Origin of the sequence: Clostridium sp. MT-14 (assembly GCF_042436595.1) — a bacterium.
GTDB lineage: Bacteria > Bacillota > Clostridia > Clostridiales > Clostridiaceae > Clostridium_B > Clostridium_B aromativorans.
Window position 1 is genome coordinate 81,821 of the sequence record NZ_JBHMIY010000006.1, and the last position, 26,249, is coordinate 108,069.

General features: G+C 36.6%; 23 protein-coding genes and 1 riboswitch. Of the genes, 6 read left to right on the forward strand and 17 right to left on the reverse strand.

All coding sequences use genetic code 11. From position 1 onward, the window contains the following. Nucleotides 1–8 precede the first annotated feature (8 nt). From ACFHWD_RS06700 to ACFHWD_RS06740, 9 genes are all read right to left on the reverse strand, one after another. Complete coding sequence (locus ACFHWD_RS06700; RefSeq protein ID WP_179977556.1) at nt 9–1,346, reverse strand: nitrogenase component 1; 1,338 nt, start codon at nt 1,344–1,346, stop codon at nt 9–11. Beyond that, nucleotides 1,330–2,811, reverse strand: a complete 1,482-nt coding sequence (locus tag ACFHWD_RS06705; RefSeq protein WP_179977557.1) for a nitrogenase component 1 — start codon at nt 2,809–2,811, stop codon at nt 1,330–1,332. The genes ACFHWD_RS06700 and ACFHWD_RS06705 overlap by 17 nt, the downstream gene beginning before the upstream one ends. Before the next feature lie 16 nt (nt 2,812–2,827). Then, nucleotides 2,828–3,661 (reverse strand): MetQ/NlpA family ABC transporter substrate-binding protein, encoded by an 834-nt coding sequence (locus tag ACFHWD_RS06710; RefSeq protein ID WP_378061110.1) that lies wholly within the window; start codon nt 3,659–3,661, stop codon nt 2,828–2,830. A 24-nt stretch (nt 3,662–3,685) separates the two neighbouring features. Continuing rightward, entirely contained in the window at nt 3,686–4,354 is a 669-nt protein-coding gene (locus tag ACFHWD_RS06715; protein ID WP_150355634.1) for a methionine ABC transporter permease, read from the reverse strand. Next, the gene (locus ACFHWD_RS06720) at nt 4,351–5,130 is read right to left on the reverse strand and encodes a methionine ABC transporter ATP-binding protein (protein WP_179977559.1); all 780 of its coding nucleotides are present in this window, start codon (nt 5,128–5,130) and stop codon (nt 4,351–4,353) included. Before ACFHWD_RS06720 ends, ACFHWD_RS06715 begins: the two co-directional genes overlap by 4 nt. Before the next feature lie 182 nt (nt 5,131–5,312). Further along, a riboswitch (SAM riboswitch) is annotated at nt 5,313–5,416 on the reverse strand. Between the two features lie 381 nt (nt 5,417–5,797). Next, nucleotides 5,798–7,411, reverse strand: coding sequence for a sigma 54-interacting transcriptional regulator (locus ACFHWD_RS06725; protein ID WP_378061172.1), 1,614 nt, complete (start codon nt 7,409–7,411; stop codon nt 5,798–5,800). Nucleotides 7,412–7,608: 197 nt separating this feature from the next. Beyond that, nucleotides 7,609–8,790, reverse strand: a complete 1,182-nt coding sequence (locus ACFHWD_RS06730; protein WP_179977561.1) for a CaiB/BaiF CoA-transferase family protein — start codon at nt 8,788–8,790, stop codon at nt 7,609–7,611. An 85-nt stretch (nt 8,791–8,875) separates the two neighbouring features. After that, nucleotides 8,876–9,301 carry a hotdog fold domain-containing protein gene (locus tag ACFHWD_RS06735; protein ID WP_378061113.1) on the reverse strand — a complete coding sequence of 142 codons (426 nt, stop codon included), beginning with the start codon at nt 9,299–9,301 and terminating at the stop codon, nt 8,876–8,878. Between the two features lie 28 nt (nt 9,302–9,329). Next, on the reverse strand, nt 9,330–10,469 hold the full coding sequence (locus tag ACFHWD_RS06740) for an acyl-CoA dehydrogenase family protein (RefSeq protein ID WP_179977563.1): 1,140 nt from the start codon (nt 10,467–10,469) through the stop codon (nt 9,330–9,332). Between the two features lie 677 nt (nt 10,470–11,146). Here ACFHWD_RS06740 and ACFHWD_RS06745 point away from each other — a divergent pair. The 5 genes from ACFHWD_RS06745 to ACFHWD_RS06765 all read left to right on the forward strand — a co-directional run bounded on the left by ACFHWD_RS06745 (nt 11,147) and on the right by ACFHWD_RS06765 (nt 17,153). Further along, nucleotides 11,147–12,061: a ketopantoate reductase family protein gene (locus ACFHWD_RS06745; protein WP_229981508.1), complete on the forward strand. Its 915-nt coding sequence runs from the start codon at nt 11,147–11,149 to the stop codon at nt 12,059–12,061. Nucleotides 12,062–12,093: 32 nt separating this feature from the next. After that, nucleotides 12,094–12,843, forward strand: a complete 750-nt coding sequence (locus ACFHWD_RS06750) for an IclR family transcriptional regulator (protein ID WP_229981507.1) — start codon at nt 12,094–12,096, stop codon at nt 12,841–12,843. Between the two features lie 287 nt (nt 12,844–13,130). Beyond that, the gene (gene panB / locus ACFHWD_RS06755) at nt 13,131–13,952 is read left to right on the forward strand and encodes a 3-methyl-2-oxobutanoate hydroxymethyltransferase (protein ID WP_229981506.1); all 822 of its coding nucleotides are present in this window, start codon (nt 13,131–13,133) and stop codon (nt 13,950–13,952) included. 65 nt (nt 13,953–14,017) lie between these two features. Beyond that, the gene (locus ACFHWD_RS06760; protein ID WP_229981505.1) at nt 14,018–15,493 is read left to right on the forward strand and encodes a sodium:solute symporter; all 1,476 of its coding nucleotides are present in this window, start codon (nt 14,018–14,020) and stop codon (nt 15,491–15,493) included. 16 nt (nt 15,494–15,509) lie between these two features. Continuing rightward, complete coding sequence (locus tag ACFHWD_RS06765) at nt 15,510–17,153, forward strand: amidohydrolase (RefSeq protein ID WP_229981504.1); 1,644 nt, start codon at nt 15,510–15,512, stop codon at nt 17,151–17,153. Between the two features lie 213 nt (nt 17,154–17,366). Here the strand turns inward: ACFHWD_RS06765 and ACFHWD_RS06770 are convergent, their stop codons facing one another. Then, the gene (locus ACFHWD_RS06770; protein WP_179977569.1) at nt 17,367–17,822 is read right to left on the reverse strand and encodes a DUF441 domain-containing protein; all 456 of its coding nucleotides are present in this window, start codon (nt 17,820–17,822) and stop codon (nt 17,367–17,369) included. 153 nt (nt 17,823–17,975) lie between these two features. Between ACFHWD_RS06770 and ACFHWD_RS06775 the strand changes: the two genes are divergently transcribed. Further along, nucleotides 17,976–18,239 (forward strand): hypothetical protein, encoded by a 264-nt coding sequence (locus ACFHWD_RS06775; protein ID WP_179977570.1) that lies wholly within the window; start codon nt 17,976–17,978, stop codon nt 18,237–18,239. Between the two features lie 308 nt (nt 18,240–18,547). On the opposite strand, the gene nifH is transcribed toward ACFHWD_RS06775, so the two are convergent. The 7 genes from nifH to ACFHWD_RS06810 form a co-directional block, all read right to left on the reverse strand. Then, complete coding sequence (gene nifH / locus ACFHWD_RS06780; RefSeq protein ID WP_150355613.1) at nt 18,548–19,387, reverse strand: nitrogenase iron protein; 840 nt, start codon at nt 19,385–19,387, stop codon at nt 18,548–18,550. A 65-nt stretch (nt 19,388–19,452) separates the two neighbouring features. Next, complete coding sequence (locus ACFHWD_RS06785) at nt 19,453–20,835, reverse strand: nitrogenase component 1 (protein ID WP_229981503.1); 1,383 nt, start codon at nt 20,833–20,835, stop codon at nt 19,453–19,455. A gap of 25 nt (nt 20,836–20,860) precedes the next feature. Next, a complete protein-coding gene (locus tag ACFHWD_RS06790) occupies nt 20,861–22,360 on the reverse strand; it encodes a nitrogenase component 1 (protein ID WP_378061119.1) in 1,500 nt (499 codons plus the stop codon). Then, nucleotides 22,357–23,157 carry an ABC transporter permease gene (locus ACFHWD_RS06795; protein ID WP_150355610.1) on the reverse strand — a complete coding sequence of 267 codons (801 nt, stop codon included), beginning with the start codon at nt 23,155–23,157 and terminating at the stop codon, nt 22,357–22,359. Before ACFHWD_RS06795 ends, ACFHWD_RS06790 begins: the two co-directional genes overlap by 4 nt. 21 nt (nt 23,158–23,178) lie before the next feature. Then, nucleotides 23,179–24,237, reverse strand: a complete 1,059-nt coding sequence (locus tag ACFHWD_RS06800) for an ABC transporter permease (protein WP_150355609.1) — start codon at nt 24,235–24,237, stop codon at nt 23,179–23,181. A gap of 32 nt (nt 24,238–24,269) precedes the next feature. Then, a complete protein-coding gene (locus tag ACFHWD_RS06805) occupies nt 24,270–25,130 on the reverse strand; it encodes an ABC transporter ATP-binding protein (RefSeq protein WP_150355608.1) in 861 nt (286 codons plus the stop codon). Nucleotides 25,131–25,167: 37 nt separating this feature from the next. Beyond that, the gene (locus ACFHWD_RS06810; protein ID WP_150355607.1) at nt 25,168–26,235 is read right to left on the reverse strand and encodes an ABC transporter substrate-binding protein; all 1,068 of its coding nucleotides are present in this window, start codon (nt 26,233–26,235) and stop codon (nt 25,168–25,170) included. Nucleotides 26,236–26,249 lie beyond the last annotated feature (14 nt).

Genomic DNA, 26,249 nt, shown 5'->3' on the forward strand with positions numbered 1-26,249 from the left:
TCCTTCTATTACTTATAAGTTGCGAGTATGTTGCTGTATATATCCTCCGCCAAGGTCAATCCTCCATCGTACCCAATATAGCCTCTGTTTAATACCAACCTATGCATAACCGGAAGAGATATATTTATCCAGAATCCATTTAACTCTGAAGCTATGTCTTTATCCCAGGAACTTCCCAAAATCAGAGGCTTATAATTGCCATGGGGGTATTTTCTCAATCTCTCATGTATTTTACCTCCGTCTATTTCAAATACAACCTTGGATGAAACAGATTCAGACAAGTGCTCAAATTCATTTTCTATTTCACCTCTATATTCTTCCGGAGTATCATCTGTAATATACTGCTCTCCCGGGACAATTCCAAGCTCATTTACTAGAAACTTGCTTATTCCCAGCGTATAAAAAGAATCCGTTATATTAAAAAATCTATCTGCCATATCATATCTAAATTCTATAAAAAAGTCCAGTGATCTTTCAATATAATAATAAAATCTCTTTTCCTCTCCACTTATAAATTCCTCAACCTTCTTTTTATCCAGCTGAGCAAATTCTGCAACAGTTCTCAAAAATTTGCTGGTTTCTCTTGCTCCTATTGGAAGCACAGGATAATGCAGATAAGGGGTACCGTATTTTTCCTCTAGGTGTTTTGCAATATTCAGCCCCACCCAGGGTGAAAGAACCAGATTAAATTGAGCATCGGGAATTGTCTTCCATTCATCCACTCCATTCGACTCTGTGCCAAAAAGTATATTTACTTCAAGACCTATTCCCTGAAGTAATTTTTTTATTTCCATTAAATTACCTGTCCAGAATGAGTCCTGATAGGGCAATACAGACCAAACATTTACAAGTCCTTTTTTTACCTGTGCTTTTTTTTCACCTACAAATTGATCAATAATAGCCTTAATCACTATTTCATGTCCTTTAAAATTACTTCCCTTAAATCCACCCGTTTCAGCATAAACTATTGGAATTCCCCTATCTTTATATTCGCTTACCACCTGACCTACATCATCTCCTATTATATCGGAAGTACATCCTGTTAAAACCACAAATAGATCGCCCTTTAAAACTTTTAAAGACCCATCTATTACTTGCCTCAACCTATTTTCTCCTCCAAACACAACTTCTCTTTCTGTGGTATTGGTACATGGGACGGAACTTCCTCCGGAATAGCCTATGCCCTGATACCCAGATGCAACACTCAGTCCATCGTGAAGTTTAATTCCACAACCTGGACCAGAGTGTATTATAGGAATAGCTTTCTTGATAGCCAGTACGGACTGCTCTGCTCCAAGTGCACAGTAATGTCTTGGCTGTTCCACTATATTAACCGTTTTTGCCATTATTACCACCTCCCAGAAAATTATAAGGATCCTGATTCATCCACCAATCAGTATATGGAAGTTCACAATGACTGGCAATACTGCTTACAAACTCTTTAGTGGCAAGTACATCAATTATCTTATTGCCATAGTTTATGAGCCCTTCATATCCCAGTCCAAACTGCTCATCACCCATTAAAAACGTAGGTATACCAAGCTTTGGCCCCCATGAAGACATTCCACCGTGTCTTGCTACCAAAAGATCTGGTTTTAATCTGTTAAGTATATTCACCAGTTCAAAAGGCTGTTTATTACAGATATCAAAATTTGGAATATCTCCATAATTTTTCACTACATGACCTAAACTATCACTTTTGGAACTCCTATCGTCATAACAGGGATCATGATGAAATACAGCTGCTCCCACTACATCCATGTGAAGATCCTTCAAAAGGGCTATTAGACTGTGTCCATGAGCTGCTCCTGCAGTTACATACACTCTTTTGCCCTCCAATTTATTCCTAAGTCTTTCAAGGTCTTGAGCAATTTTATCTTTCTCGGACTTTATAAGTTTCTCCACTTTTCTTTCCCTTCCAGTAGCTTTTCCAAGCTCTCTAAACCATATATCCGTACCATCTATCCCATAAGGAGGCGGCGATTTGATCTCTGTTACACCGTATTCCTGCTCCAGGCCAGCAGCCAAATATGTCCCAAGTGTGGGACATATTTGAACAGTAGCTGCAGCTTCAGATATGCTTTCCAGTTTATCTATAGTTGAAAAAGGGACAATGTAATTTGGTTTCAATCCTATGCGGCCAAATAAATCGGTGAATATATCACTTCCCCAAAAATTAATTACATTTATAACATCATTTCTTTTTTTAACAGGTGGTTTGACAATTTTCCTCAAAATACCATGATATGCAGCATCAAAACCTGTTGTCCAAATCTTTGATCTAAATCCTTCACAGGATATATATACCACGGGTATTTTCAGTTCTTCCTGTAATTTATCAGTCACTCCCTCTACATCATCTCCGATGATTCCGGAAGCACAGGATGTAGTTACAAAAATTGCCCTGGGATTAAATCTTTTACAAGCTTCCCGTATAGTTTTCTCCAATTTAAAAATACCACCATAAATCATATCTTTTTCCTGTAAATTGGTATTTAACAATCTGGCATTTCTAAGTGGCATATTCCTCTTTACCTGTCCTACCCTGTTTGTAAAATTATAATCCTGAAAATCAGCAGAGCATCCTATAGGTGCGTGGTTTATCACCACTGCATCCTGTATCATAGCCAGCTGGCACAGTGCATTTCCTGAACTGCACCCAAGGCACTGGCTAAAACTTCTTCTTCTATCACATAATTTGCCACCTTTAGAAGCCCTGCATAATTCTTTAGCATTTCCAGCAAATCCTGTAATTGAACCCAATCTGGATTCTCTTATCTCCACTTCTGGAGATTTTATATTAACACTCAATACTCATACCTCCATCTTAAAAAGCCGGTACTACTGCAACTCCATATTTTTTCTTTATAAAATTCCTTACATCATCTGAATTAAGTGCCTTTACTATGGCTTTTATTTCCTTTTTATTTTCATCACCCTTTCTCACAACGATTAAATTTGCATAAGGCGATTTACTATCTTCCCTAAATAATGCCTTATTGGGATCCAATTTTGCTTCAAGTACTAAATTTGTATTTATTATAGAACCATCTACATCAGGCAGTACTCTAGGAAGCTGCGCCGCATCCACTTCAACAAACTGCAGGTTCTTTGAATTTTCAACAATATCTGAAGGCGTAGCACTATAGTTAGCTATTCCTGATTTTAATTTAATCAGACCCTGCTCCTGAAGAAGCTCCAGTGCCCTGTACTCATTGGATGGATTATTAGGTATGGCAATTTTAGCACCATTTTTAAGTTCGCTTTTGGATTTAATTTTATCAGAATAAAAACCTATTGGTTCCACATGAACTTTTCCAGCTACAGCAAAATCATACCCTTTTTCCTTGGCTACAGACTCTAGATAGGGCAAATGCTGAAAATAATTTGTATCTATCTGATTTTCCTGCAGAGCTGGATTCAACTGATCCTCATCATCCAGTACCACTACTTGTAAGTCAATTCCCTCTTTTGCAAGTGTCGGCTTTATATGATTCAATATTTCTGCATGGGGCACTGCTGCTGCACCTATCTTTACTGTAACGCTTTTGTCCTTGCTGCTCCCGCTGCCTGTACTATTTGAGCTACCTCCATTACCACAGCCTGAAAGCAGTCCTACAGCTATTGCCAGTACTAATGATATTACACTTTTCTTTTTCATATTAATTCATCTCCCTTAAAAAAATCAATCAAATTTATACCTTTTTTTATTTACATATCTAGAAATATGGTCTCCTGAAAACTGTATGAACTGCACAAGACATATAAGCAGTACAACAGTAGCTACCATAATATCTTTACGAAATCTTTCGTATCCAAAACGTATTGCCAGACTTCCAAGCCCTCCTGCTCCTATAGCTCCAGCTACAGCGGTAAATTCAATAATGGATATCATGGAAATTGTAATTCCTCTTATAAGGGAAGGCAGTGCCTCTGGTATTAGAACTTTCAATATGATCTGAAAAGGTTTTGCTCCCACAGCAAGAGCCGCTTCAATCTTCCCCCATTCCACTTCTTCTATGGATGTCTCAATAATTCTTGCCAAAAAAGGTGCTATTCCTATGGATATTGGGACAATCGCTGCTTTCATTCCCAGTGTGGTCCCAACAATCAATCTGGCCAGCGGCAATAAAACTACAATCAGTATTATAGATGGAAGGGATCTTATGGCATTTACTATAGTGGCCAGCACCCTATTCAATTTTTCATGTTCCAAAATATGTCCTTTTTTAGTAACCACCAATATAATTCCAAGTGGCATACCTATGAGAAGCGCTATACAGCCTGTTATAATCACCATTTCTATAGTTTCTGACAGTCCTTTTAAAATCAGCATCTTAAAATCATCAGTCATATTACTTCACCTCCATGACAATCAGAATTTATATTGAAATTTCTCATTATTTTTACAAACTTTTTAGCAGTATCACTTTTAGGATTTAAAAATATTGAATTTGTACTTCCCACTTCTACAATTCTTCCTTCTTCAATCACTGCCATATTATTGCATATATATTTAACAACATCCAACTCGTGTGTTATAAGCAGAATGGTTAAATTGAGTTTTCTATTTATATCTCTTAAAAGTTCTAATATAGAATAAGTAGTCTGTGGATCAAGGGCAGAAGTGGCCTCGTCACTTAAAAGTACATCTGGCTCATTGGCAAGTGCCCGGGCTATTCCAACCCTCTGTTTTTGACCACCGCTCAACTGAGCAGGATAATAATCAACTTTGTCACTTAAATCCACTAGATTCAGTATTTCATGCACCCTTTCCTTCATTTTTCCCTCAGGATAGCCTGATATTTTAAGTGGAAAGGCTACATTTTTATATACAGTCATTGAGTCAAACAAATTAAAGTCCTGAAATATTATTCCTATTTTTTTTCTGGCTTCTCTGAGCTCATCCTTATTCATGGAAGTTATATTTTTGTCTCCAATTATAACAGTTCCCGAAGTAGGTTCTTCAAGTCTGTTGAGACAGCGTATCATGGTAGATTTGCCGGCCCCACTAAACCCTATTATTCCAAAAATATCTCCCCTTTCAACTTCCAGATTTATATCTGTTAACACCTGAATATCTCCCTTTGGAGTATTAAATGTCTTGCTTAAATTCCTCACACTTATCATATAATTGACTCTCCCCCTTTCTTTCAGAATTCAACAGCCAAATACATATAGGACAAAAAAAGAGACTAAATTCTATAAAACAAAATTTAGTCTCCAGTTTTTCTGGTCAACTTTTAAAAATTATTTTAATTTAACTAATAAAATAAACCCAGGGAAAGTTCCTGAGTTTTTCTCAATGAATTCCCTCATTTTTCAGCTACATGCTGTAGGAATTAGCACCATTGTATTGATCAATACTGGTTGCCGGACTTCATAGGGCCTTTCCCTCCGTCTCTCTTAATAAGTTCATTTATCATTTGAAATTATATTACATAGTATATCAATAATATTAAATACTGTCAATACATTTTTGATCATACCTCACGGAAAAAGCATGAACCCATCTCTTTCCAAAATTCTCTTGCAAGAATTTTTTAAAAAATGCCTTTGCAGCATTTATATATGAGATATGCCTTATTTTCCCTGAAATGTACTCTAGTATTACTGTGAAATGGTGTAAGAAGCAGCCAGAGCCTAGATCTTTACTCCTTTTGACACCTCCTTTTACAGTTTCATAGGGAATTAATTTACTTCAAATTTTCGGCAGTACACTTAATTTTACAAAATGATACGTATATACTATTACTTTGTAAAAATAAGTTCCTTTAAAAATTACTTAATTATACATTCACTTACAGTACTTCGATATCAATCTGGAAGCGGTACTTTGTGAAATATTTAAATACTTGGCTACTTTATAGGAACTTTTATATATTTTTTTTGCTCTTCTTACAATCTCCGCTTTATAATTCTCCACAATTTCACTCAAATCATACATCTCATTTGGTATAGAATTAGCTAGTTTTATAATATGTGAATTAGTATTTTCCATCTTAATTTTTGACGACTCCATAATATTCCCCGGTAAATCTTCTAAGTCTTCTCTAGAAATTATATAATCGGGAAAAGGTGAACTTATTACCAGTATCTCTAAAAAATGCTCAAGTTCTCTTATATTCCCAGGCCAGTAATAATTATTAAGTACTATTCTCGAATATTCAGATAATTTAATCTTGGTATCATATTTGTTATTAAATAAATTTAAATAATAGCCCAACAGTACATCTATATCCTCTTTTCTCTCTCTGAGAGGTGGAATTCTTATTACTCCCAAAGCCAATCTATAATAAAGATCCTCTCTGAACTTGCCTTGTCTTACTAACTGAAGTAGATCTCGATTTGTGGCTGCAATTATTCTAACATCTATTTTTTTAGGGTAGACTGCTCCTACGGGAATATAAGTCTTTTCTTGAACAAGCTGCAACAATTTTACCTGTACTGTAAGAGGAAGTTCACCTATTTCATCCAAAAAAAGTGTACCTGAATTAGCTTGCTCTACAAGACCTTCCTTCCCGCTTGAAGACGCTCCTGTAAAACTTCCTCTTTCATATCCAAATAGTTCTGATTCTATTAATTCCTCTGGTATAGTAGTACAATTTATAGTCACAAAAGGTCTCTCTTTCCTTAAGCTCAAGTCATGTATCTTATTTGCCAAAAATGTTTTTCCCGTACCTGATTCTCCAACCAACAGTAAATTCACGTTCCTAATAGAGAGTTTCTCTATAGAAACTAATATTTTTTTCATTTTTTGACTTTTAAATCTCACAGAATCTCCAGTATCCATGGTATTAAAATATTTATCCTTCTTTTTATACTTTCTGATCTTACGATTTATCGATTGAATTGTATTTTTAAGCTGGGTTGCTTCACTTATATCTCTGCAATTTTCAACTACATATATAACATCATGGTTTTCATCCAATATGGGTTTAAGAGTATTTAATATAGTCTTTCCCGTTGCAGTATGTTGTTCAAAACTTATAGTTTCTTTCGATTCAATGACTCTATGGACAAGCACCCTGTCGACTAATCCCTGTTTTTCCAGAAAGCTTGTATCTTTTCCCAGAATATCTTTTTTATTAACACCATAATGCTCCTCAAAAGCCGCGTTGCAATAAATCGCAATTCCTTTTCCATCTGTAACAAATATTTCATCAAAGGAGTTTTCCAGTATATATTCAAGAAATCCATTTGTTTTTTCCTCTGATTTGATAACATAAATCTTACAATTTACACATTCAGTTATATATAAATTTTCCTTATCTACGCTTTTAAGATAATCTTCAATGTTTTTTCCCTGAAGCTGTGAATTTTTAAAAACGCTTTCAGCTAAAGGATTAAAGTCTAGAATCACTCCATTTAAATCTGTTATAATTAGCCCTGAAGAATAAATATTTAACACCAACAGATACCACTCCTTCATAAATATCCATGATTCTCAAATCAATTTAATATCTTAAATTCATACTACATCTTTCTAACAACGAGCACAATAGATTATAATATATTCTAAATATCATTTAACTTAATGTATATTTAAACTCCGATTAAGTTTTTTCTTGTCCAATATCTATTTTTTTCATAAATTATCTCAAAAACCTAAAATATACCCTTTTCCTTCATATTTTTATATTTCTTTTTACTTAAATTAAATATCTCTCTATTGTGTTGTCCCAGCAGAGGAGCTGCAAAATCCACGCTTCCCGGAGTTTCTGACAGCTTAATAGTTACTCCTTGGAATTTTGTTTTACCCATAGTTGGATGATCAACCTCAACCATCATATTCCTCGCTTTTATCTGAGACTGCTCAATGGCCTCTTTTATATCCAGCACAGGACCACAGGGAAGTCCAACAATATCAAAAAGTTTTTCTATATAGTTTCTCTTTTTAGCAGATACCCATTCTTGTATAATATTTTGCAAATTTCCCACATAATTTTTGCATCTCAGATCATTGGTTCTGAATTTTGGATTTTCTAAAAGTTCCTCATGTCCTATGGTTTCACAAAATATTTTAAACAGCTTATCATTACCCACTCCAATAGCTATATATCCATCCTCGGCCTTAAAAATATCAAAAGGTGCAATAGAAGGATCTATATTCCCCTGTCTTTGAGATATTTTACCTGCAACGGTATAGTTCACTATTCCATTTTCAAGCAAGCTGAAAATAGTATCAAGCATAGCAACGTCAATTTGCTGTCCCACGCCTGTCTTTTCTCTTGAATAAAGTGCCATCAAAACTCCTACACACAGAAACACTCCTGTAACGTTATCCGCAATTGAAGGCCCCACTTTGGTAGGGGGTCCATCCGGAAATCCCGTCATATTTACCATTCCACCCATGGATTGGGCCACTATATCATAACAGGGTCTGTTTGAGAGTGGTCCTGTCTGCCCAAATCCTGAACTGGAACCATATATGATCCTTGGATTTATTTTTTTAAGCGCGGCATAATCCACTTTCAATTTTTTTGCCACTCCAGTTCTATAATTTTCAATAACCACATCTGCATCTTTTACCAATTCATAAAACATTTCGAGAGCTTTTTCATTTTTCAAATTCAGAGTTATTCCTTTTTTATTTCTATTTAAAAAAGCAAAAAAACCACTTTCACCACTTTTTTTATCAAAAGGTCCCCAAGTCCTACATTGATCTCCCTTTGGAGATTCAACTTTTAAAACCTGTGCCCCATGGTCCGCCAGTATCATTCCACAGAAAGGTCCATTATAGGCATGGCATAACTCCAGCACTTTAACTCCATCTAAAGCCTTAGTCATTTTTATCCTTCCTCTTAAAATAATTTAAACTTTATAAATTCAAGATTTGCCTAAACAAAGGCAAATCTTTTACACACATTAAATATTACTTTTCTACTTTAAATGCCTCATCTTGAACTCCTCTCTGGAATTCCTTCTTAACCACTAGGGTCCCTGTTGCCCTGCCACAAAGAAGTGGTTTTTCCAGCACCCTTGCTGCTGAAATAGCGTCGTTTTTATCTCTTGTAAGCTCAATATATTTATATGCCTCAAATTTGCATGTTCTTGAAGTTTTCCCTTCCTTTTCTATCCAGCCTACATATTCCATGAAATCGCCTGCATACACAGGTGCTGTAAATTTAATATCCTTGTACCCTGCAAACAAACTTTCATCTCCGTCACTTCTTATCATCAATTCTGTTCCTACATCCCCCCAGAAATCCACTATGTGCGATCCATTTACTAGCTCACCCGCATAATGCGCTTCTCCTGCAGACATTCTCACTTTTAAACTTACCTTTTTACCTATCATTTTAAATCCTCTCCTTCTAATCTAATTTTTATTTAAAAATACTTCCACTTACAACAAGTTTTTGAATTTCATTAGTCCCTTCATAAATTTGAGTTATTTTTGCATCCCTCATCATTCTCTCCACGTTGTAACCCTTCATATATCCATTTCCGCCAAGCATCTGTACCGCTTCAGTTGTAACTTCCATTGCGGTATTTGTACAAGCATACTTTGCCATGGCAGCCGGAATAGTATATGATCTTCCTGCATCTTTCTCATAAGCTGCTTTATATAAAATCAGTCTTGCTTGTTCAATCTTTATTTTTAATTCTGCCATTTTAAATGCCAGGTATTGATTTTTATATAAAGGCCTGCCAAATTGTTCTCTTTCCATTAAATATTTTCTTGCAATTTCAAACGCTCCTTCTGCAATTCCTATTCCCTGGGCAGCAACACCCATTCTACCTCCATCTAATGTATTCATGGCAATTTTAAATCCTTTACCTTCTTCTGCTATTAAATTTTCTTCAGGTACTTTTACGTTTTCAAAGAAAACCTCCGAAACTTGTGCAGAACGTATACCCATTTTATTTTCTATTCTTCCAATTCTTATTCCTGGTGTATCCATTTCAACAATAAATGCAGATAAGCCCCTAGTTTTAGCTTCCGGATTCGTAGAAGCAAACACAACATAGTAATCTGCCAATGGTCCATTTGTGGTGAAACATTTTGATCCATTTAAAATGTAGTAGTCATTTTCTTTTTTTGCTCTCGTTATAACCCCTGCCGCATCTGAACCTGCATTTGGTTCTGTCAATCCAAAAGCTCCCAATGATCTTCCAGATAAAACTGGCGGTAAATACTTTTTCTTTTGTTCCTCCGACCCAAAATTATTTATAGGTCCACCATATAGGGATGTAGCTACAGAGTAAGAAATTCCCATTGATCCATCAACTTTGGATATTTCCTCAACAGCAAGCACATATTCCATATATCCTGCTCCTGATCCGCCATATTCTTTAGCATATGGCAAACCAATTAATCCAATTCTACCCATTTCTCTATATACTTCTATAGGATATTCGCTATTTTCATCTCTTTCTAAAACACCTGGAAGTAAACGATCTTCGGTAAGTCTCTTCGCTGTATCAACGATCTGCTTTTGTTGATCAGTTAACTCAAAATTCATTAAAAGCACTCCCTTCTAAATTTTTTTATTTTATGCTCATTGACAAATAAGAGCAACTTCCGTACCAATTATAATATTCATCAGTTCAAATATAGCTTTTTATACATGAAACCAGCAATCGCAACCATTTTCAAAAATAAGAGCTATTAAAAAGCCATTGTCATCTTGATTCTATAATTCAATATTGAATTATTTCTATAACCCAATATTGAATTATTGAGTCATAAATGAGTTGATTGTTTTAAATTTACCCAAAATAAACAAAAATGTTAATCAAATTTTCTTGAGTTTATACTGTTGAGCTTGACTGGGATATTTATTTTACTCATATATAAATTTTAGTTCCCATTCTTAAAGGAATTGTTCGAGTTATGCAGAATATTATATATAATAGAATATAGTTTCTCTATGCAGAATAGAAGATAATCAAAAGGTAGCTGGAAATTAAGTATAAAAGAATACATCAAGTAATATAATTTGCGGCTAGCGGGATTTTTTGCCCTAAGGCATAATGCTAGTAATATGCCCTTATAGGGCTTAGGAAAAACCACCAACTAAGTTGGTGGATATTTATTAGAATATTATAGGTGAAGCAGAAATGCTAAACCTTGTAATATATAAGAATCAAGCTCTCTGAGCTTTCGAGAGCATACATAATAATATGTGGAGGGATTTAAATGAAAATAGCAATAATAGGAGCAGGTGCCATGGGGAGTCTTTATGGTGGATATCTTTCAAGGGTTTCTTCGAAAGTCTATCTGGTAGATGTGTGGCAGCAGCATGTAGATGCTATAAATGAAGAAGGCTTAAAAATTGATGAAAAAGACCATGCTGTAATCGTTAAACCTGAGGCTGTGAATGATGCAGCGTCTGTTGGTCCTGTGGATTTGGCAATAATATTTGTAAAATCCATCAATACGCCAGCGGCTATGGAAAAGAATGCAGTCATTTTTGGACCAAATACCTTAATACTTAGCTTACAGAACGGATATGGTAACATTGAAAAAATAGCGAAGTATGCAGATATCAATAATATAATAGCCGGCACTACTGCACATGGAGCAACTATGATAGAGCCGGCACATATTAAGCACGCAGGCTGTGGCGAGACTAATATTGGATGGGCCAAAAGTAAAAATGATAAAAGAATATATGAAATATCAGAGGTATTGAATAGTGCAGGTTTTAAAACAGTTGTTTCGGATAATGTTATGGAGCTTATATGGTCAAAATTGATTATCAATGTAGGAATCAACGCTCTTACAGCCATATTAAAGCTTAAAAATGGAGATCTTTTGGCTGGAAATGAAACGAAGGATTTAATGAGAATGTCCGTAAATGAAGCTGTAAAAGTGGCTAAAGCCAAAGGGACAGAATTCAATGGCAGCGACATGGTAAAAAAGGTAATGGATGTGGCCTTTGCTACCAGTGAAAACAAATCTTCCATGCTGCAGGATATTCTAAATGGAAGAAAAACTGAAATAGATACAATTAATGGAGCTATTGTCAATGAAGGAGAAAAATTTTCAATTGATACCCCTGTTAATTTAATATTGACTAATCTTGTTAAAGCTTTGGAGAAAAGCAAATAAAATATTCTTAATATATCCAAGGGAGGCAAATAATGGCTCGAAAAAACGATTATAACATTAATTCATTACTAAAATCATTAAATGTATTAGAAGATCTCATAGAGCATGGTGAAATTAGTATAATTGAGCTGTCTAGTAACTTGGGGCTTGGAAAAAGCACGGTTCACAGGATACTGGGCACCTTTAAGACGATGGGCTATGTAGATCAAAATAAGGATAACAACAAGTATTATCCAACTTTAAAAATATTTGAGTTGGGAACAAAGGTAGCAAACAGAATTCCACTAAAGAAAATTATAAGGCCTTATTTGGAGGAAATTTATAGAAAATCCCATGAGACAGTAAATTTCGCTATTTTGGATAAAGATGAAGTGGTATTCATAGATAAAATAGTAACGGCAGAGCCTTTAAGAATTGAACTGGAGATCGGAAAGAGGGTTCCTGTCTATTGCTGCGCTTTGGGTAAGGCAATTCTTGCTTTTTCCGGGGACGTGGATATAACAAAATTGAACTTTGAAAAAATAACTGATAATACAGTGAACTCACCCGAAAAATTAATGGAACAAATAAAGGCTGTCAAGCAAAATGGGTACGCGATTGAATATGAAGAATATATAGAGGGTCTTATATGCATAGCAGTTCCAATAAAAAATCAGTTTAATCAATCAGTTGCGGCAATTAGTATTGCAACGCCTACCATAAGAATGAACGATGAGAGGAAAAAACAGTTTATAAAACTGCTTCAGGAAATAGTGTACAAGATAGGTATAATAAAAGAATAGTATTGTTCATAATAGCCGGCACTATTTTAATGGTGTCGGTTCTTTTATTTTACCAAGTATTTTATGAATATTCTTAAAAATAAGTATTGAAATATTTAAAAAATTTTTATTTTTCAAGAAGGAATAATGAGTTTTGTGTAGAATATAATCTATTATGAGATAAAATAGAACTTAGTTCTATTATACAGAACCAAAATGTCCCTCATGTATAACTAAATTATTGTCGGTAAATTTAATTATATTATGAGGTCAGGCCTAAATTATTATAAGATGAGGAGAGATAAAAAATGAAAAAAAAAATGACTGTATTGGATTTTCAAAAGTATAAAGATGAGGGAAAAAAGTTTACTTATGTTACGGCATATGATTACACTACAGCATCTATTGTAAACGATAGCGAGTCTGAAGTTATTCTTGTAGGAGATTCTCTTGGTATGGTTATGCTTGGTTATTCGGAAACTGCAGGTGTTACAATGGATGATATGGTTCATCATATAAAACCAGTTGTAAAAGGTGCCCCGAATACTTTTGTTGTAGGTGACATGCCTTTTGGGTCATATAATGTAAGCTGTGAGCAGGCTATTATGAATGCAAACAGGCTTATGAAAGAAACAGGCTGTGACTGTATAAAGCTTGAAGGCGGAGTGGAAATGGCAGATAAAATTGGAGCTATTGTAAAAGCGGGAATACCTGTTATGGGCCATATAGGTCTCACTCCCCAAACTTCCAGTCAGCTTGGTGGCTTCAGAATTCAGGGAGGAACTCCTGAGAGTGCCGCACAGCTGATTGAAGATGCAAAGGTAATAGAAAAAGCCGGTGCATTTTCTATGGTGGTTGAATGTGTTCCAAGTTGTGTTACAAAAGCTTTAAGTAAAGCAATAAAAGTTCCTGTACTTGGAATAGGTGCTGGCCCTTATGTTGACTGCCAAGTACTGGTTACCCAGGATCTTCTGGGGATGTATAGAGATTTCAAACCAAAATTTGTTAAACGATTTGCGCAGATCAGGAAGAGTATGGTAGAGGGTTTGAATCAGTTTCATAAGGAAACCTTGGACGGAACTTTTCCTTCACCTGAATACAGCTTTAATGCTAAGGTAGAAGGATATTAAATTTAAAAACTAATATTCAATTCATATTTATTCTGGATTATGAATTGAAAGGAGGAAATTAGTTAATGAATATTTATGTTTTAGCCATCGTATTGTACATTGCGGCGCTTATTTTAATAAGTTATGTTGCTTCCAAAAGGGTCAAGGGCGGAAACGATTTTATGGTAGCTGGAAGAAAGCTTGGTCCCGGGTTGCTGTTTGCAACGCTTATCGGTGGGAACATCGGTGCCGGTTCTACAGTTGGTATCACCGGTCTTGCTTATACATCAGGTATTTCTGCCGTATGGTGGATGATAACTTCTGCTATTGGCAGTGTGGTTCTGGCTTATTTTGTAGGGCCTAAAATCTGGGAGCTGTCCACCAAATATAATTTGATGACTTGCGGTGACTTCCTGGATAAAAGATATTCAAAATATTTCAAAGGTGTATTTTCTACTATGATGTTTGTAGGAACCCTGGCTTTGTTTGCAGCACAATTAATGGGTGTTTCGTGGATATTAAATGTAACCGTCGGCATTCCTAAAACAACCGGAATTATCGTAGGTGCCATAGTTGTAACCGTATACTTTGCCTTCGGAGGGCTTGTATCTTCAGCTTATGTTGGAGTGTTGAAATTAGTAGTAGTATTAACCGGATTTATCATTGCTGTGCCCTTTGCGCTGTCTCACGTGGGAGGTTTTAGCGGACTTGAGACTTTAGTTGCAGCTAATCTAAATAACGCAGTTAGTACCACAAAATATTTCAGTTTCTTCGGGTTAGGAGCCACTGTGATACTAGGATATTTCTTTATGCTGACGCCTTCATTCTTTGTATCCCCGGGTCTGGTAGGCATAGTTTATGGTGCAAAAGACAAATCAACTATAAGAAAAGGAACGATGTACAATGCAGTAGTACAGTTTTTATTCGCATTCATACCGGCAATAATAGGTATGTGTTCATTTGCAATGTTCCCTCATCTGGCTTCACAGGACTCAGCATTGCCTACTGCCATGATGAAGCTGCTGCCTACAGGAATATCAGCTATAGCTCTTGCAGCAGTATTTGCTGCAGAAATCAGTACTGCAGATACAGTACTTTATATGCTCAATGGTTCATTTACAAATGATATCTATAAGACTTTTGTAAACCCAGACCTGTCGGATCAAGGAGTACTTAAAATGAGCAGAGGCGTTACATTTGCAAGTGGAGTTATCGGAGTAATACTTGCGCTATTTCTTCCTAATATAATAACGGCACTTACAATATTTTATACATTGATGTCAGTATCACTAACGGCACCACTGCTCTTCGGTATTTTTTCAACAAGGCCAACTGCAGCTGCGGCTTCGGTATCGGCAGTAGCAGGTGTTGCCCTTACACTTATAATCACTTATATATTTCCTGCATTTAAATTATTCAAGATATTGAATGCACAGACAACTGGAATCATTCTTTCACTTATAATAATGGTCATCATGATGTATGCATTCCCGTCTAAAGCATTTAAAAAGGGCAAAAAACAGATAGAACTGAACAACGTAGAAATTACTAAAGCACATTAAAATTGGAGGGAGCTAAATGAAATTTGATTATTCCTATGCTGACTACGCTTTCAAAAATGGAAAGGTAATCACAGTTAATGAAAAAGATGAAATAGTTGAGGCCGTGGCAGTGAAAGGTAATAAGATAGTTTATACAGGAACCGACGAAGGATTGGAGAAAATAATAGACCAAGGCACAAAGGTCATAGACCTGAAAGGACGTACCTTGATGCCTGGAATTATTGATTCTCATTACCATCCTATCCTTAATGGTTTGCTGGAAGCAAAAATAGATGCGGCAATGATCGATACTCGTAATCGCAGATCAGTCTCAGAAATACTGGATATAATTCGTCAAGCTGTGAAACTGAAAAAGCCGGGACAGTGGATATCTATGATGGGATATGAACCGCTGCTTTTGAAGGAGAAGCGTCCTCCGTCTTTAGAGGAATTGGATTCAGCGGCTCCGGACAATCCTGTTCACTGCATGCATGTTGGCGGACATATTTGCATGTATAATAGCAAGGCATTGGCTTATCTAAACGTATACAAACCGGAGGATGCAAAAAAGTATCCTGATGGTGAAGTGGAAGTTGCAGATGGAAAATTAACCGGACTGGTTCGTGGACATACACATTTTTGGCTGTGGGGTCAGGTGGATTATACTGAAGAAGCACAAATCAGGGCAGCAATGATTTCCCACAAGCAGCTTTTAGAAGCCGGTATCACTTCAATTCATGATTGTGGGGAATGCGGGCCCTCATCTTATCACACCATGCAGAAGCTCTGCCGGAATAAAATCTTTAGAGTACGTTCATACATGATGCTTCACAGCATTTTCGGAAAGCCGTATTCTCTTGAACAAAATGCACACTGGATGGATCTGGGGCTTATGTCGGGTTTAGGAGATGAACATTTTAAGATCGGTACCTGCAAATTCATGATTGACGGAGGCAGCGGAGCACCGTCATGTGCTACCAGAGAACCATACAGCCATGATCCTGAATTAAAAGGTGAAAGAGGCTGGGAGAGGGAAGAAGTTGCAGAGTATATCAAAAAAATAAATGATGCCGAATGTCAAGCTTCTGCTCATGCCATCGGAGATATGGCCGTAGAATTTATGGTGGAAGGATATGAAAAAGCATTTAAAACTAATCCACGCCCTGACTTAAGGCATAGAATAGAACACTGCACATTAACTGATCAAGATTTGATTGACCGTATGGCAAAAATGAACATTTGTCCCAGTGTAAATGCCGGATTAGTGGCAGCATTTGGTGCAAATTATGAAAAATTCTATGGGAAAAAAAGAATGAAATATTTCGGAGCCCTTAGGAGTATGCTGGATGCGGGGATTACGTGCTCTTTACACAGTGATGCACCTTCAGGTCCTTATGGACTGAAGGCAATTGACGGTGCGGTAAACCGTTATGACAGAAATAAAAATGTTCAGTGTGACAGAACACAGTCTGTCAGCGTTCCGGAGGCCATCAGATGCTCTACTTATAATGCAGCTTATGCTTCTTTTGAGGAGAAAATTAAGGGCAGCATTGAAGTAGGTAAATTAGCAGATATGATTATTTTATCTAGGGACATCCTATCCATTGATCCAATGGATATTTACAACCTAGATGTTGATATGACCATGATTGACGGCAAGATTGAGTATATCAGAAATTAATACTGAAACAGCTGTCAAGCTGGAGGGAATGTAAAATTTTAGGCAGGAAAGGCTTCTATCAGTGATAGCGCATTTCTTGCCTTTTTAATTATGTCAAATTTGTTTAAAAAACAGATTAATTTAATTAATATATGTGTTATTAACTTGTGATAATGTCACCTTAAGTGTTGGATTGCCAACAAAACAATTTTTTATAACCTCCATGAGTTCATATTATCTATGAAATAACTTGAGTCCCAATGCAAGTATACCAGAAGTAATCAAAGGTCCTACTGGTACTCCACCCAGAAAAGCAGCAGCTATTACTGCACCTAATATTAGGGCTGGCATTACATCACCATGACCTTGAACAGTAAGATACTGTAGTCCAAGTCCACTTAAATAGGTAGTAAATAGAGAAACCAATAATGCTGCGATACCAACCCAGGAAGTAAATACATTTTTTATATTTGTAGATGTAACCTTTCCATTTGCAATTGGAATTAAAATAGCAGCTATAAGCAATACTAGTCCTATAAACATTCCATGATTCTCTATATACGGGAAAGTATACTTATCTATATTTAAGAGTTTAATAATTAATAGTATACAGGCTGCAATTGCCACAGAATTAGCTTTTCCTAATATTGAAGCTGCCAATATTACCAATAGAATAATATTTGATTCCAATTTGAATCACTCCTTTATTTCACTCCAATATTATATATATATTTGAGATCATCTGTATAATGCAAAAAGAATTGTTAAATTAGCTGTTTTCTAAAAAGCACCAATGACATATCCATAAAAATAACAATTGCTCACTCTCTTGATTTACTTCAGATGTTGAAAGATGAAATTTTAGATATAGTTTATTCATTTATTCCATTAACAAAAATAGAGTATCAGTGCAATCATTTTGCAACCGGCAAACTAGTTTTGGTAACTAATCCTTCAAATTCCAACTACTTTTCAGGCATAAAGAAAAAGGAGCTGCCGCAAATAAATTATTTATTCTGCAATCTTCCTTCTCAGGAAGTAGGAATATCTATTCAGGAGTTATTTCCAAGGATTATTCCTTCTTTTTTAATAATGCATAAAAATTAGGGAATAGTTCCCTCAAAATTTGTAGTCCAAAAGCTGAACCATAATTTCTCGGAATCTATACCCATATATCATCATTATTCTTTGTAAATAACTCACCTAATAAAAATGCTAGAGACCTCATTATTTAAAATAAGAACAGTCTCTAGCATTTCTAGTCAACTTTATAAAATATTTAGTTTAGTTCGTTGTGCTAAAAAATAGATTACCATAGGCGTCATAATTACTTGATGACAAAATAATTTTTTAATTTTAACGTTAATCAAGCTCATCTCTATCAATATACTATTATCACCTATCTCATATGGAAATTAGACAGCACTTAGATTTTTGTCTATAAGTCCATGTTCCAGAAATATTTCCTCCAGCCTCTGCTGCGACATAGGTTTCGGTATCGCAAATTTCTTGTTTCCCTCTATTGCTTTCGCAAGAGATCTGTACTCCTCCGCCTGATTCGAATCAGGATCGAACTGTATTACAGTCTGCTTATGAATTTCAGCTCTCTGCACCACGTTGTCCCTGGGAATAAAATAAATAAGTTGTGTACCAAGTTCTTCAGCAAATGCCTTCAGCAGTTCCTTTTCATTATCTACCTTTCTGCTGTTACATATTATTCCTCCCAGTCTCACTCCGCCTTTGTTGGCATATCTCTTTATACCCTTCGATATATTGTTGGCTGCATATAGTGCCATCATCTCACCGCTGGCCACAATGTATATTTCCTTGGCCTTTCCTTCACGAATAGGCATAGCAAAACCTCCGCACACCACATCACCCAGCACATCATAGAAAACATAATCAAGATCTTCCGTATATGCACCCAGTCTTTCCAGCATATTTATAGAAGTTATAATTCCCCTTCCTGCACAGCCAACTCCCGGCTCAGGTCCTCCGGATTCAACGCACCTTATACCATTGAAGCCTCTTTTCATTATATAATCTAAATCTACATCTTCACCCTCTTCTCTCAGAGTATCCAAAACTGTTCTCTGTGCCAGCCCTCCTCCTAAAAGCAGCCTCGTGGAATCTGCCTTTGGATCGCAGCCCACTACCATGACATTCTTGCCGATTTCAGACAATCCTGCTGTGAGATTTTGTGTAGTTGTAGATTTTCCTATGCCGCCCTTTCCATAAATAGCTATTTGTCTCATATATTATTCCTCCATATCTCTATCTTTTTTATTTTAAATTTTTTAATAAACTGCAAAATAACAAATTACGCACTGGCACTGACTATGGTTGTATATATCTTTTCAATTAAAGTAAGTGCTCCCCTGTATCCTATATAGGATTTAGATAGTACAACTTCATAGGATGCAGGAAATCCGACTTCCACTATAAATCCTTTTAATTCTTTGGCCAGATCCCTTTCCCAGGTGGTTCCAAAAATAATAGGGGGCTTATGTCCAAAATCAGTGTTTCTTATCTTTTCATGAATAACATAGCTGTCTTCATCAAATTCCACATCTGTAGAAACATCATCTGCTATATGCTTGTATTCATTTTTAATGGCTTCTCTGTATTTCTCAGGTGGATTTTCAGTGATAATCTGCCTGGCAGGTATGAGCCCAAGCTGATTTACCAAAAATTTTGTAAGTGCCAGATTATACGCACTGTCACCTATAACGGAAAATTTCGCCGGAAGTCCCCACCAGTATTCAGCATAAAAATCAGAAAAATCTTCAAGATATTCATAGTATTTTTTCTCCTCATTTTCTATGAATTTTTCTGCTTTGCTTTTATCAATACCTGCAAAATCAACTACTTTTCTCAAAAAACTGCTGGTTTCCTTCGCTCCTATTGGAATCGTGGGGATATGCAGATATGGCTGACCATATTTCTCTTTTAAGTGTTCCGCAGTTTTAAGTCCCAGCCATGGAGATAAGACCAGATTAAATTGGGCCTTTTTTATATTTTTCCACTCCGATACCCCCTGGGATTCGTGGCCAAATAAAATATTTACTTTAAGCCCAACACCTTCCAATATCCTCTTTATTTCCACCAGATCACCCCTCCAAAAAGTATTGTGAAAAGGCAGAAGAGACCATACATTTACAAGCCCTTTTTCAAGAGGACCACTATAATCCCCAACATATTGATCTATAATAGCTTCTGTAACCAACTCATGTCCTATAAAATTATTCCCCTTGAATCCTCCTGTTTCCGCATAAACTATAGGAAGACCTTTTGCCTGAAACTCTCCTACCACAGACCCCACATCATCTCCTACAGTGTCTGGTATACAACCTGTCATCACTACAAACAAATCTGCATCCAGTACCTTAAAAGTGGCATCTATAAGCTCACGAAGTCTGTCCTCTCCTCCGAACACCACTTCCTTTTCATAGATATTGCTGCTGGGTACAACAGAAGCCCCGCCGTAGCCGCCGCCTTGGAAGCCATTATAAAAAGCTATATTGGCCGTCTGTTTGTCAACACAGCCAGGACCGCAATGGGCAATTGGTATAACCCTTGGAATTGCAAAAGCAGTATGCATGGCTCCAAGAGCACAGCCATATCTTATCTGTTCAATGGAATTTGATTTTTTCACAGCTCTATTAGAACCTTTATCTTCGCATTTCAGTTTTATATCTGGCAATTTATTCACTCCTATTCTACAAATATCAATGTTGTTTTTGAAGTATATAAGGATCCTTCTGCTGAAGCCACCATTTCGTATAAGGCAGCTTCACATGCAGTCTAAGATCTTCATTGAATTTTTTACGGGCAAGTATATCCGATATAGTTTCTCCCAAATTTATAATACCCTGATAGCCTACTGCAAAATGTTCATCTCCCAGAGGGACTGCTGGAATTCCCATCTTTGCAGCCAGTGGTGCAAGTCCACCGTGTCTTATTATAATAAAATCAGGATTTATATTCTTAAGCAGTCCATAAAATTGATACTGCTGTCTATTGCTAACACTAAAATTTGGTACATCACCATAATTATCTACTACAAATTTCAGAGAATCTTTTTTAGGATCATTGTCATCATAAGATGGATCATGGTGAAATACCAATGAACCATCAACCTCAATTCCCAATTCCTTAAGCACTGCAATAAGTCCATGGGAATAGGCTGAACCTGTAGCTGCATAACCTTTTTTGCCCTTTAAAGATTTTTTGAGCTCTTCAATTTTAGGGGTTATTCTCCTGTGTTCTTCTTCTATATATATCTCTGCACTCTTTTCTCTGTGAGTAACCCTTCCGATTTCCCTTATCCATGCATCAGTTCCAGCTATTCCATAGGGCTGAGGCGCCTTTACTTCTGGAACTCCAAACTGCTGTTCCAGGCCTGCTGCCAGATAAGAAGACAGCGTATTACAAAATGAAACCGTAGCTGCAGCTTCTGACATCTGCTCCAGATCCTCCACTGTAGCCATATCCACTACATAATTGACTCTTAGCCCGAGTCTAGACAATATTGGTGTAAAGACATCACTGCCCCACAGATTTATTACATTCACCAGATCCTCCTGCTTCTTAGGATTTTTTCGCACCAGTTGTCTGAGTATTCCATGCTGTGCTGCATCAAAACCCGTACTCCAGTGCTTGGATCTGAACCCTTCACAGTACATTGGAATAACAGGTATTTTAAATTTCTCCTGCATTTTGGAAGCTACACTATCTATGTCCTCTCCTATAATTCCAGTGGCACAGGATGTGGCAATAAAAATTGCTTTAGGGTGATGTCTGTCCCAGGCATCCTCTATGGACTGTTCCAATTTTTTGGAAGCTCCAAATACCATATCTGTTTCCTTTATATTGGTATTTATGACCTTCATATTCTGTATAGGCAATTTTCTATTTCTGAGGCCATTTCTATATATGGAATTACATGCAATCTGGCTTGTGCCGCATCCTATAGGAGCATGCTGAATGAGAATTGCATTTCTTACCTCGCCAGCCTGACATTCCACCATTCTTTCACTACAGCTGGATCCCTGTGTAAAAGGTCCTATATTTTCACAGAGTCTCTTTCCTCCATTATCCCTACATCTCGAACAAGTATATGCAGAATCCCTGGAAAGCTCTGAAGCTTTTCCAGTTTTCCATCCTATAATAGTGCCCAGTCGTTCTTCCCTTGTTTTCACTACAGAAGTATTTAAATCAAATTTCATAAATTATACCCTCCATTCAAATTGATACCATTGGACATTTTTTCGCTTTTATACCCCAACAATTTATTTTCAACAAATTTTATTACAGTATCCATAAGCAACCCAAGGAAGGCTATTATAATGGCAATTGCAAATATGTTTTTTATGGCATAATTCTCCTGATTGTTTAAAATCAGCCATCCAAGTCCTGAACTTGCTCCCATCATTTCTGCTGCTATGAGCATAAAAAATGAATACCCGCCGCTTATTCTGATTCCCACAAACACTGAAGGTAAAATTGAAGGCATACCTACTTTCCAAAAAAGTTTCCACCTTTCAAGTCCAAATCCCCTTCCAGTTTTTATTATGGAAAAATCCATATGTCTGATTCCGTATATTGTGTTGAACATTATAGGCCAAGTACATGTCCATGCAATTATGACGATCTTGGGAATTTCACCAATACCTGAAAACAAGATAAGTACATGAAACAATATAAACGGATTTACCTGTGAAAATATTTCTATAACAGGCTCTGCCATCAAATCAACTTTTGAGAACCATCCTCCAAGCAGGCATCCAAGCGGTATTCCAATTATAATGGATATAATAAAACCCACTAGTGCCCTTTCCACGCTTATGCCTATATTTGCAGCAAGATTTCCAGATATAAACATATTCCTCAAAGTTAAAATCACACTTGAAAATGGCGGAATAAAAAGAGGATTTACTATTTCCAGTCTACTTGCAATTTCCCATACTGCAATAAATGCAAATATCACCAACAGCTTATAAAAAATATCTCTGTTATATTTCACTTAAATCTCCACCTATATAACTTATTTGTCCATATTCATATGATCATCTGTCTTCATGTCTGTATGCTTATCCTCATCCATCTTCATATTGTCATCTGTTTTCATATTCATGTGCTTATCCTCATCCATCTTCATATGATTCATCTGGGTATCACTGTCAATGTCCGTAACTTTGGAAATATGGGCGGCATAACTTCCAATACCTATAACTACAACAACAATTGAAACTATGGATACCACCTGCATTTTGTTAAATCTAGTTACGCTTTTCTTCCATCTGGCAAAACTAAAGACATGTGTTGAATCCTTCCAGAAAAACAATTTATTCTGGATGTATATCAAAAATCTATTTAAAATAATTCCCAGAACTATAATGCAAACACCTGCTGCATACATTCTTGGTATTTGATTGTTCATGGCAGAATTATGGAAAAGCCATCCCACTCCTGCAGTAGCACCTATCATCTCCGCTGCTATAAGCATAAAAAACGACATTTCAACTCCTATTCTAAGTCCTAAAAATATGGAAGGCGCTGCTCCCGGCACAATCACCTTTTTAAGCATCTCGGATTTGGACACATTCATGGACAATGCAGTTTTAATGAGAATAGGATCCACTCTCCTTACTCCCGATATGGTATTGTACAAAACAGGCCACAGACACACCCACGCCACCACTGCTAATTTTGCCGCTTCCCCTATGCCAAAAAACAATATAAATACAGGCATCAGTGAAAATGGGTTCACCTGAGAAAATATTCTAAAAAGTGGATCCAGTATATCCGCTGCCCGAGTCAGCCATCCTCCCAGTAGAAATCCAAGAGGTATTGCAATGACAGCTGCTATAATAAGTCCTATAAGTACCCTCCAAAGACTTACAGCAACATGTACTAGCAATTCACTTTCTAGACACATCTCGTATAATTGAACCAGTACTTCTGACAATGAGGGAATAAATTGGGAGTCTAGTATGCCAATTTCAGGAAGAACCTGCCACAGAATCAAAATCACTATTACTCCAAAATATTTCAAAATATAATAATGAAGGCCATTTTTAATTTCATATATTTCCTCATGCACGGTCTTATATTACTCCCCTCAATTTAAAATCATCATACAGAAACTTCTGCCTGTCTTTTATCAGCATCTCCGTGAAGCAGTTCCCATATCCTATTCCTATTGGAATTGAATTCCTGGGAAGTTCTGATTTGAGAATTGATTCTTGGTCTAGGAAGTTTTACATTTATGATTTCCTTGATTCTTCCCGGATTAGTTGCCATAACAACCACCCTGTCTGCAAGAAAAACAGCCTCCTCTATACTGTGGGTAATAAATACAATGGTTTTATTGGTCTTCTCCCATATATTCAACAACTCTTCCTGAAGTGATTCCCTTGTCTGTGCATCCACCGCAGCAAAAGGCTCATCCATAAGCAGCACTTCAGGATCATAGGCCAGTGCTCTGGCAATAGCAACTCTCTGCTTCATTCCTCCTGAAAGTTCATGTGGATACCTGTTTTCGAATCCCTTTAGTCCCACTAAATCTATGAATTTTTCACTTATCTTTTTTCTCTCTTCTTTAGGTATCTTTTTTATCTCAAGGCCAAATTCAATATTTTTTTCTACAGTCCTCCATGGAAACAGTGCATACCCCTGCAAAATGATTCCTCTATCCAGTGCAGGTCCTGTGATCAATTTTCCATCTATATATACATTTCCAGAAGTAGGTTTTGACAATCCTGCCAGTATGTCCAGAAAGGTTGATTTCCCGCAGCCGCTGGGTCCCACCACTGTAATGAATTCGCCTTTTCTCACCTTTAAATTAAAATTATCCACTGCTATAAACTTTTCATTGCCCTGTCCATTTTGTGACCTTACATCGTAGACTTTTCTTATATTATCTACAACAATTTTATACTGCTTATCCTTCAGATTTACACTTTCCTGTTTTGACTTTTCAATTATCTTACTCATTTAAAACTCCCCTTCTATAAATTTGAGTATGATTACATTATTCTTTAACTACATAATTTGGCTGTGACCCTAAATTTCCATACTTGTCAAACTCATGAGTAACTATATCACTGACTTTCACCTTTGCATTTTTAGGAAGTGCACCGCTTGTCTTACTTCCATCTATCCACTGCTGTATATCCTTGTCCTTTATAACCCCGTCATCTGCATAATAGTGGTTGGCACTTACAGGTACTCCTATGGCATCTGATACCCATTGGTTGACTTTAGCACGTTCCTTTGGAACAGGTATGCTTTTGTTTATATACCTTTCTGCCTTTTTAACCGCCACTATAAATTTGGCAACTTCATCTGGATGCTGTTTTATAAATTTATCAGAAAAATAGTAGAGATAAGTTCCTCCGTTTTCACCAGCTATAGGTCTGCTTGTAGTCAATATATTCCCTATGCCGCTTTCCTCGATGGATTTATAAAAAGGCGGATGAACTACTGCAATTTGAATAAGTCCCTTTTTTAAAGACAATACCTGTTCTATATCCGGCATCTGAATCCACTCAATTTTATCCAGGGAGATGTTGTTTTTAGCAAATAATATATCTGACAGGAAATCTACGCAGGAATTTCTTGAATTGGCACCTACTTTTACTTTCCCTGGATACTTATTGATATCTGCCAATGTTTTTATAGGCCCGTTTTTATTACTTATCCACCACATATGCTGAAGATGGGTGTCAGTTACGCTGTCCGGAGGTTCCACAATAGATCTGGCCACCCCTTTCACCTTTGCACCTCCTTCAGCTGCAATTGCCAGATTGTTAGGATGAGCATCTCCAAAATCATTATTTCCATTTAATATTGAAGGAAGACGCTGTGCCGGTTGAGTATCTCCTGTGTACTGTATTTTTAATCCCTGTTCTTTAAAATATCCCAGCTTATCTGCCACTATAATAGGTGCAGCTGTACAATCCTTCCTGCTCCAGGTCTTAAGAACTTGAAGTTCTCCGCTTTTTTTCGTTGAAGCCTGCTTCTCTCCTCCACAGCCGGAAAAAAACGATGCTGCCAAAACTATTGAAACCACTGTTGAAATTAACCTTTTACTTTTCAATTGAAAATCCCCCC

What these genes read in the sequence shown, in the direction of transcription:
- ACFHWD_RS06700 (WP_179977556.1), bottom strand. Translation starts at nt 1,346, where the DNA reads ATGGCAAAAACGGTTAATATAGTGGAACAGCCAAGACATTACTGTGCA.
- ACFHWD_RS06710 (WP_378061110.1), bottom strand. Translation starts at nt 3,661, where the DNA reads ATGAAAAAGAAAAGTGTAATATCATTAGTACTGGCAATAGCTGTAGGA.
- ACFHWD_RS06715 (WP_150355634.1), bottom strand. Translation starts at nt 4,354, where the DNA reads ATGACTGATGATTTTAAGATGCTGATTTTAAAAGGACTGTCAGAAACT.
- ACFHWD_RS06720 (WP_179977559.1), bottom strand. Translation starts at nt 5,130, where the DNA reads ATGATAAGTGTGAGGAATTTAAGCAAGACATTTAATACTCCAAAGGGA.
- ACFHWD_RS06730 (WP_179977561.1), bottom strand. Translation starts at nt 8,790, where the DNA reads ATGACTAAGGCTTTAGATGGAGTTAAAGTGCTGGAGTTATGCCATGCC.
- ACFHWD_RS06735 (WP_378061113.1), bottom strand. Translation starts at nt 9,301, where the DNA reads ATGATAGGTAAAAAGGTAAGTTTAAAAGTGAGAATGTCTGCAGGAGAA.
- ACFHWD_RS06740 (WP_179977563.1), bottom strand. Translation starts at nt 10,469, where the DNA reads ATGAATTTTGAGTTAACTGATCAACAAAAGCAGATCGTTGATACAGCG.
- ACFHWD_RS06745 (WP_229981508.1), top strand. Translation starts at nt 11,147, where the DNA reads ATGAAAATAGCAATAATAGGAGCAGGTGCCATGGGGAGTCTTTATGGT.
- ACFHWD_RS06750 (WP_229981507.1), top strand. Translation starts at nt 12,094, where the DNA reads ATGGCTCGAAAAAACGATTATAACATTAATTCATTACTAAAATCATTA.
- panB (WP_229981506.1), top strand. Translation starts at nt 13,131, where the DNA reads ATGAAAAAAAAAATGACTGTATTGGATTTTCAAAAGTATAAAGATGAG.
- ACFHWD_RS06760 (WP_229981505.1), top strand. Translation starts at nt 14,018, where the DNA reads ATGAATATTTATGTTTTAGCCATCGTATTGTACATTGCGGCGCTTATT.
- ACFHWD_RS06765 (WP_229981504.1), top strand. Translation starts at nt 15,510, where the DNA reads ATGAAATTTGATTATTCCTATGCTGACTACGCTTTCAAAAATGGAAAG.
- ACFHWD_RS06775 (WP_179977570.1), top strand. Translation starts at nt 17,976, where the DNA reads ATGTTGAAAGATGAAATTTTAGATATAGTTTATTCATTTATTCCATTA.
- nifH (WP_150355613.1), bottom strand. Translation starts at nt 19,387, where the DNA reads ATGAGACAAATAGCTATTTATGGAAAGGGCGGCATAGGAAAATCTACA.
- ACFHWD_RS06790 (WP_378061119.1), bottom strand. Translation starts at nt 22,360, where the DNA reads ATGAAATTTGATTTAAATACTTCTGTAGTGAAAACAAGGGAAGAACGA.
- ACFHWD_RS06805 (WP_150355608.1), bottom strand. Translation starts at nt 25,130, where the DNA reads ATGAGTAAGATAATTGAAAAGTCAAAACAGGAAAGTGTAAATCTGAAG.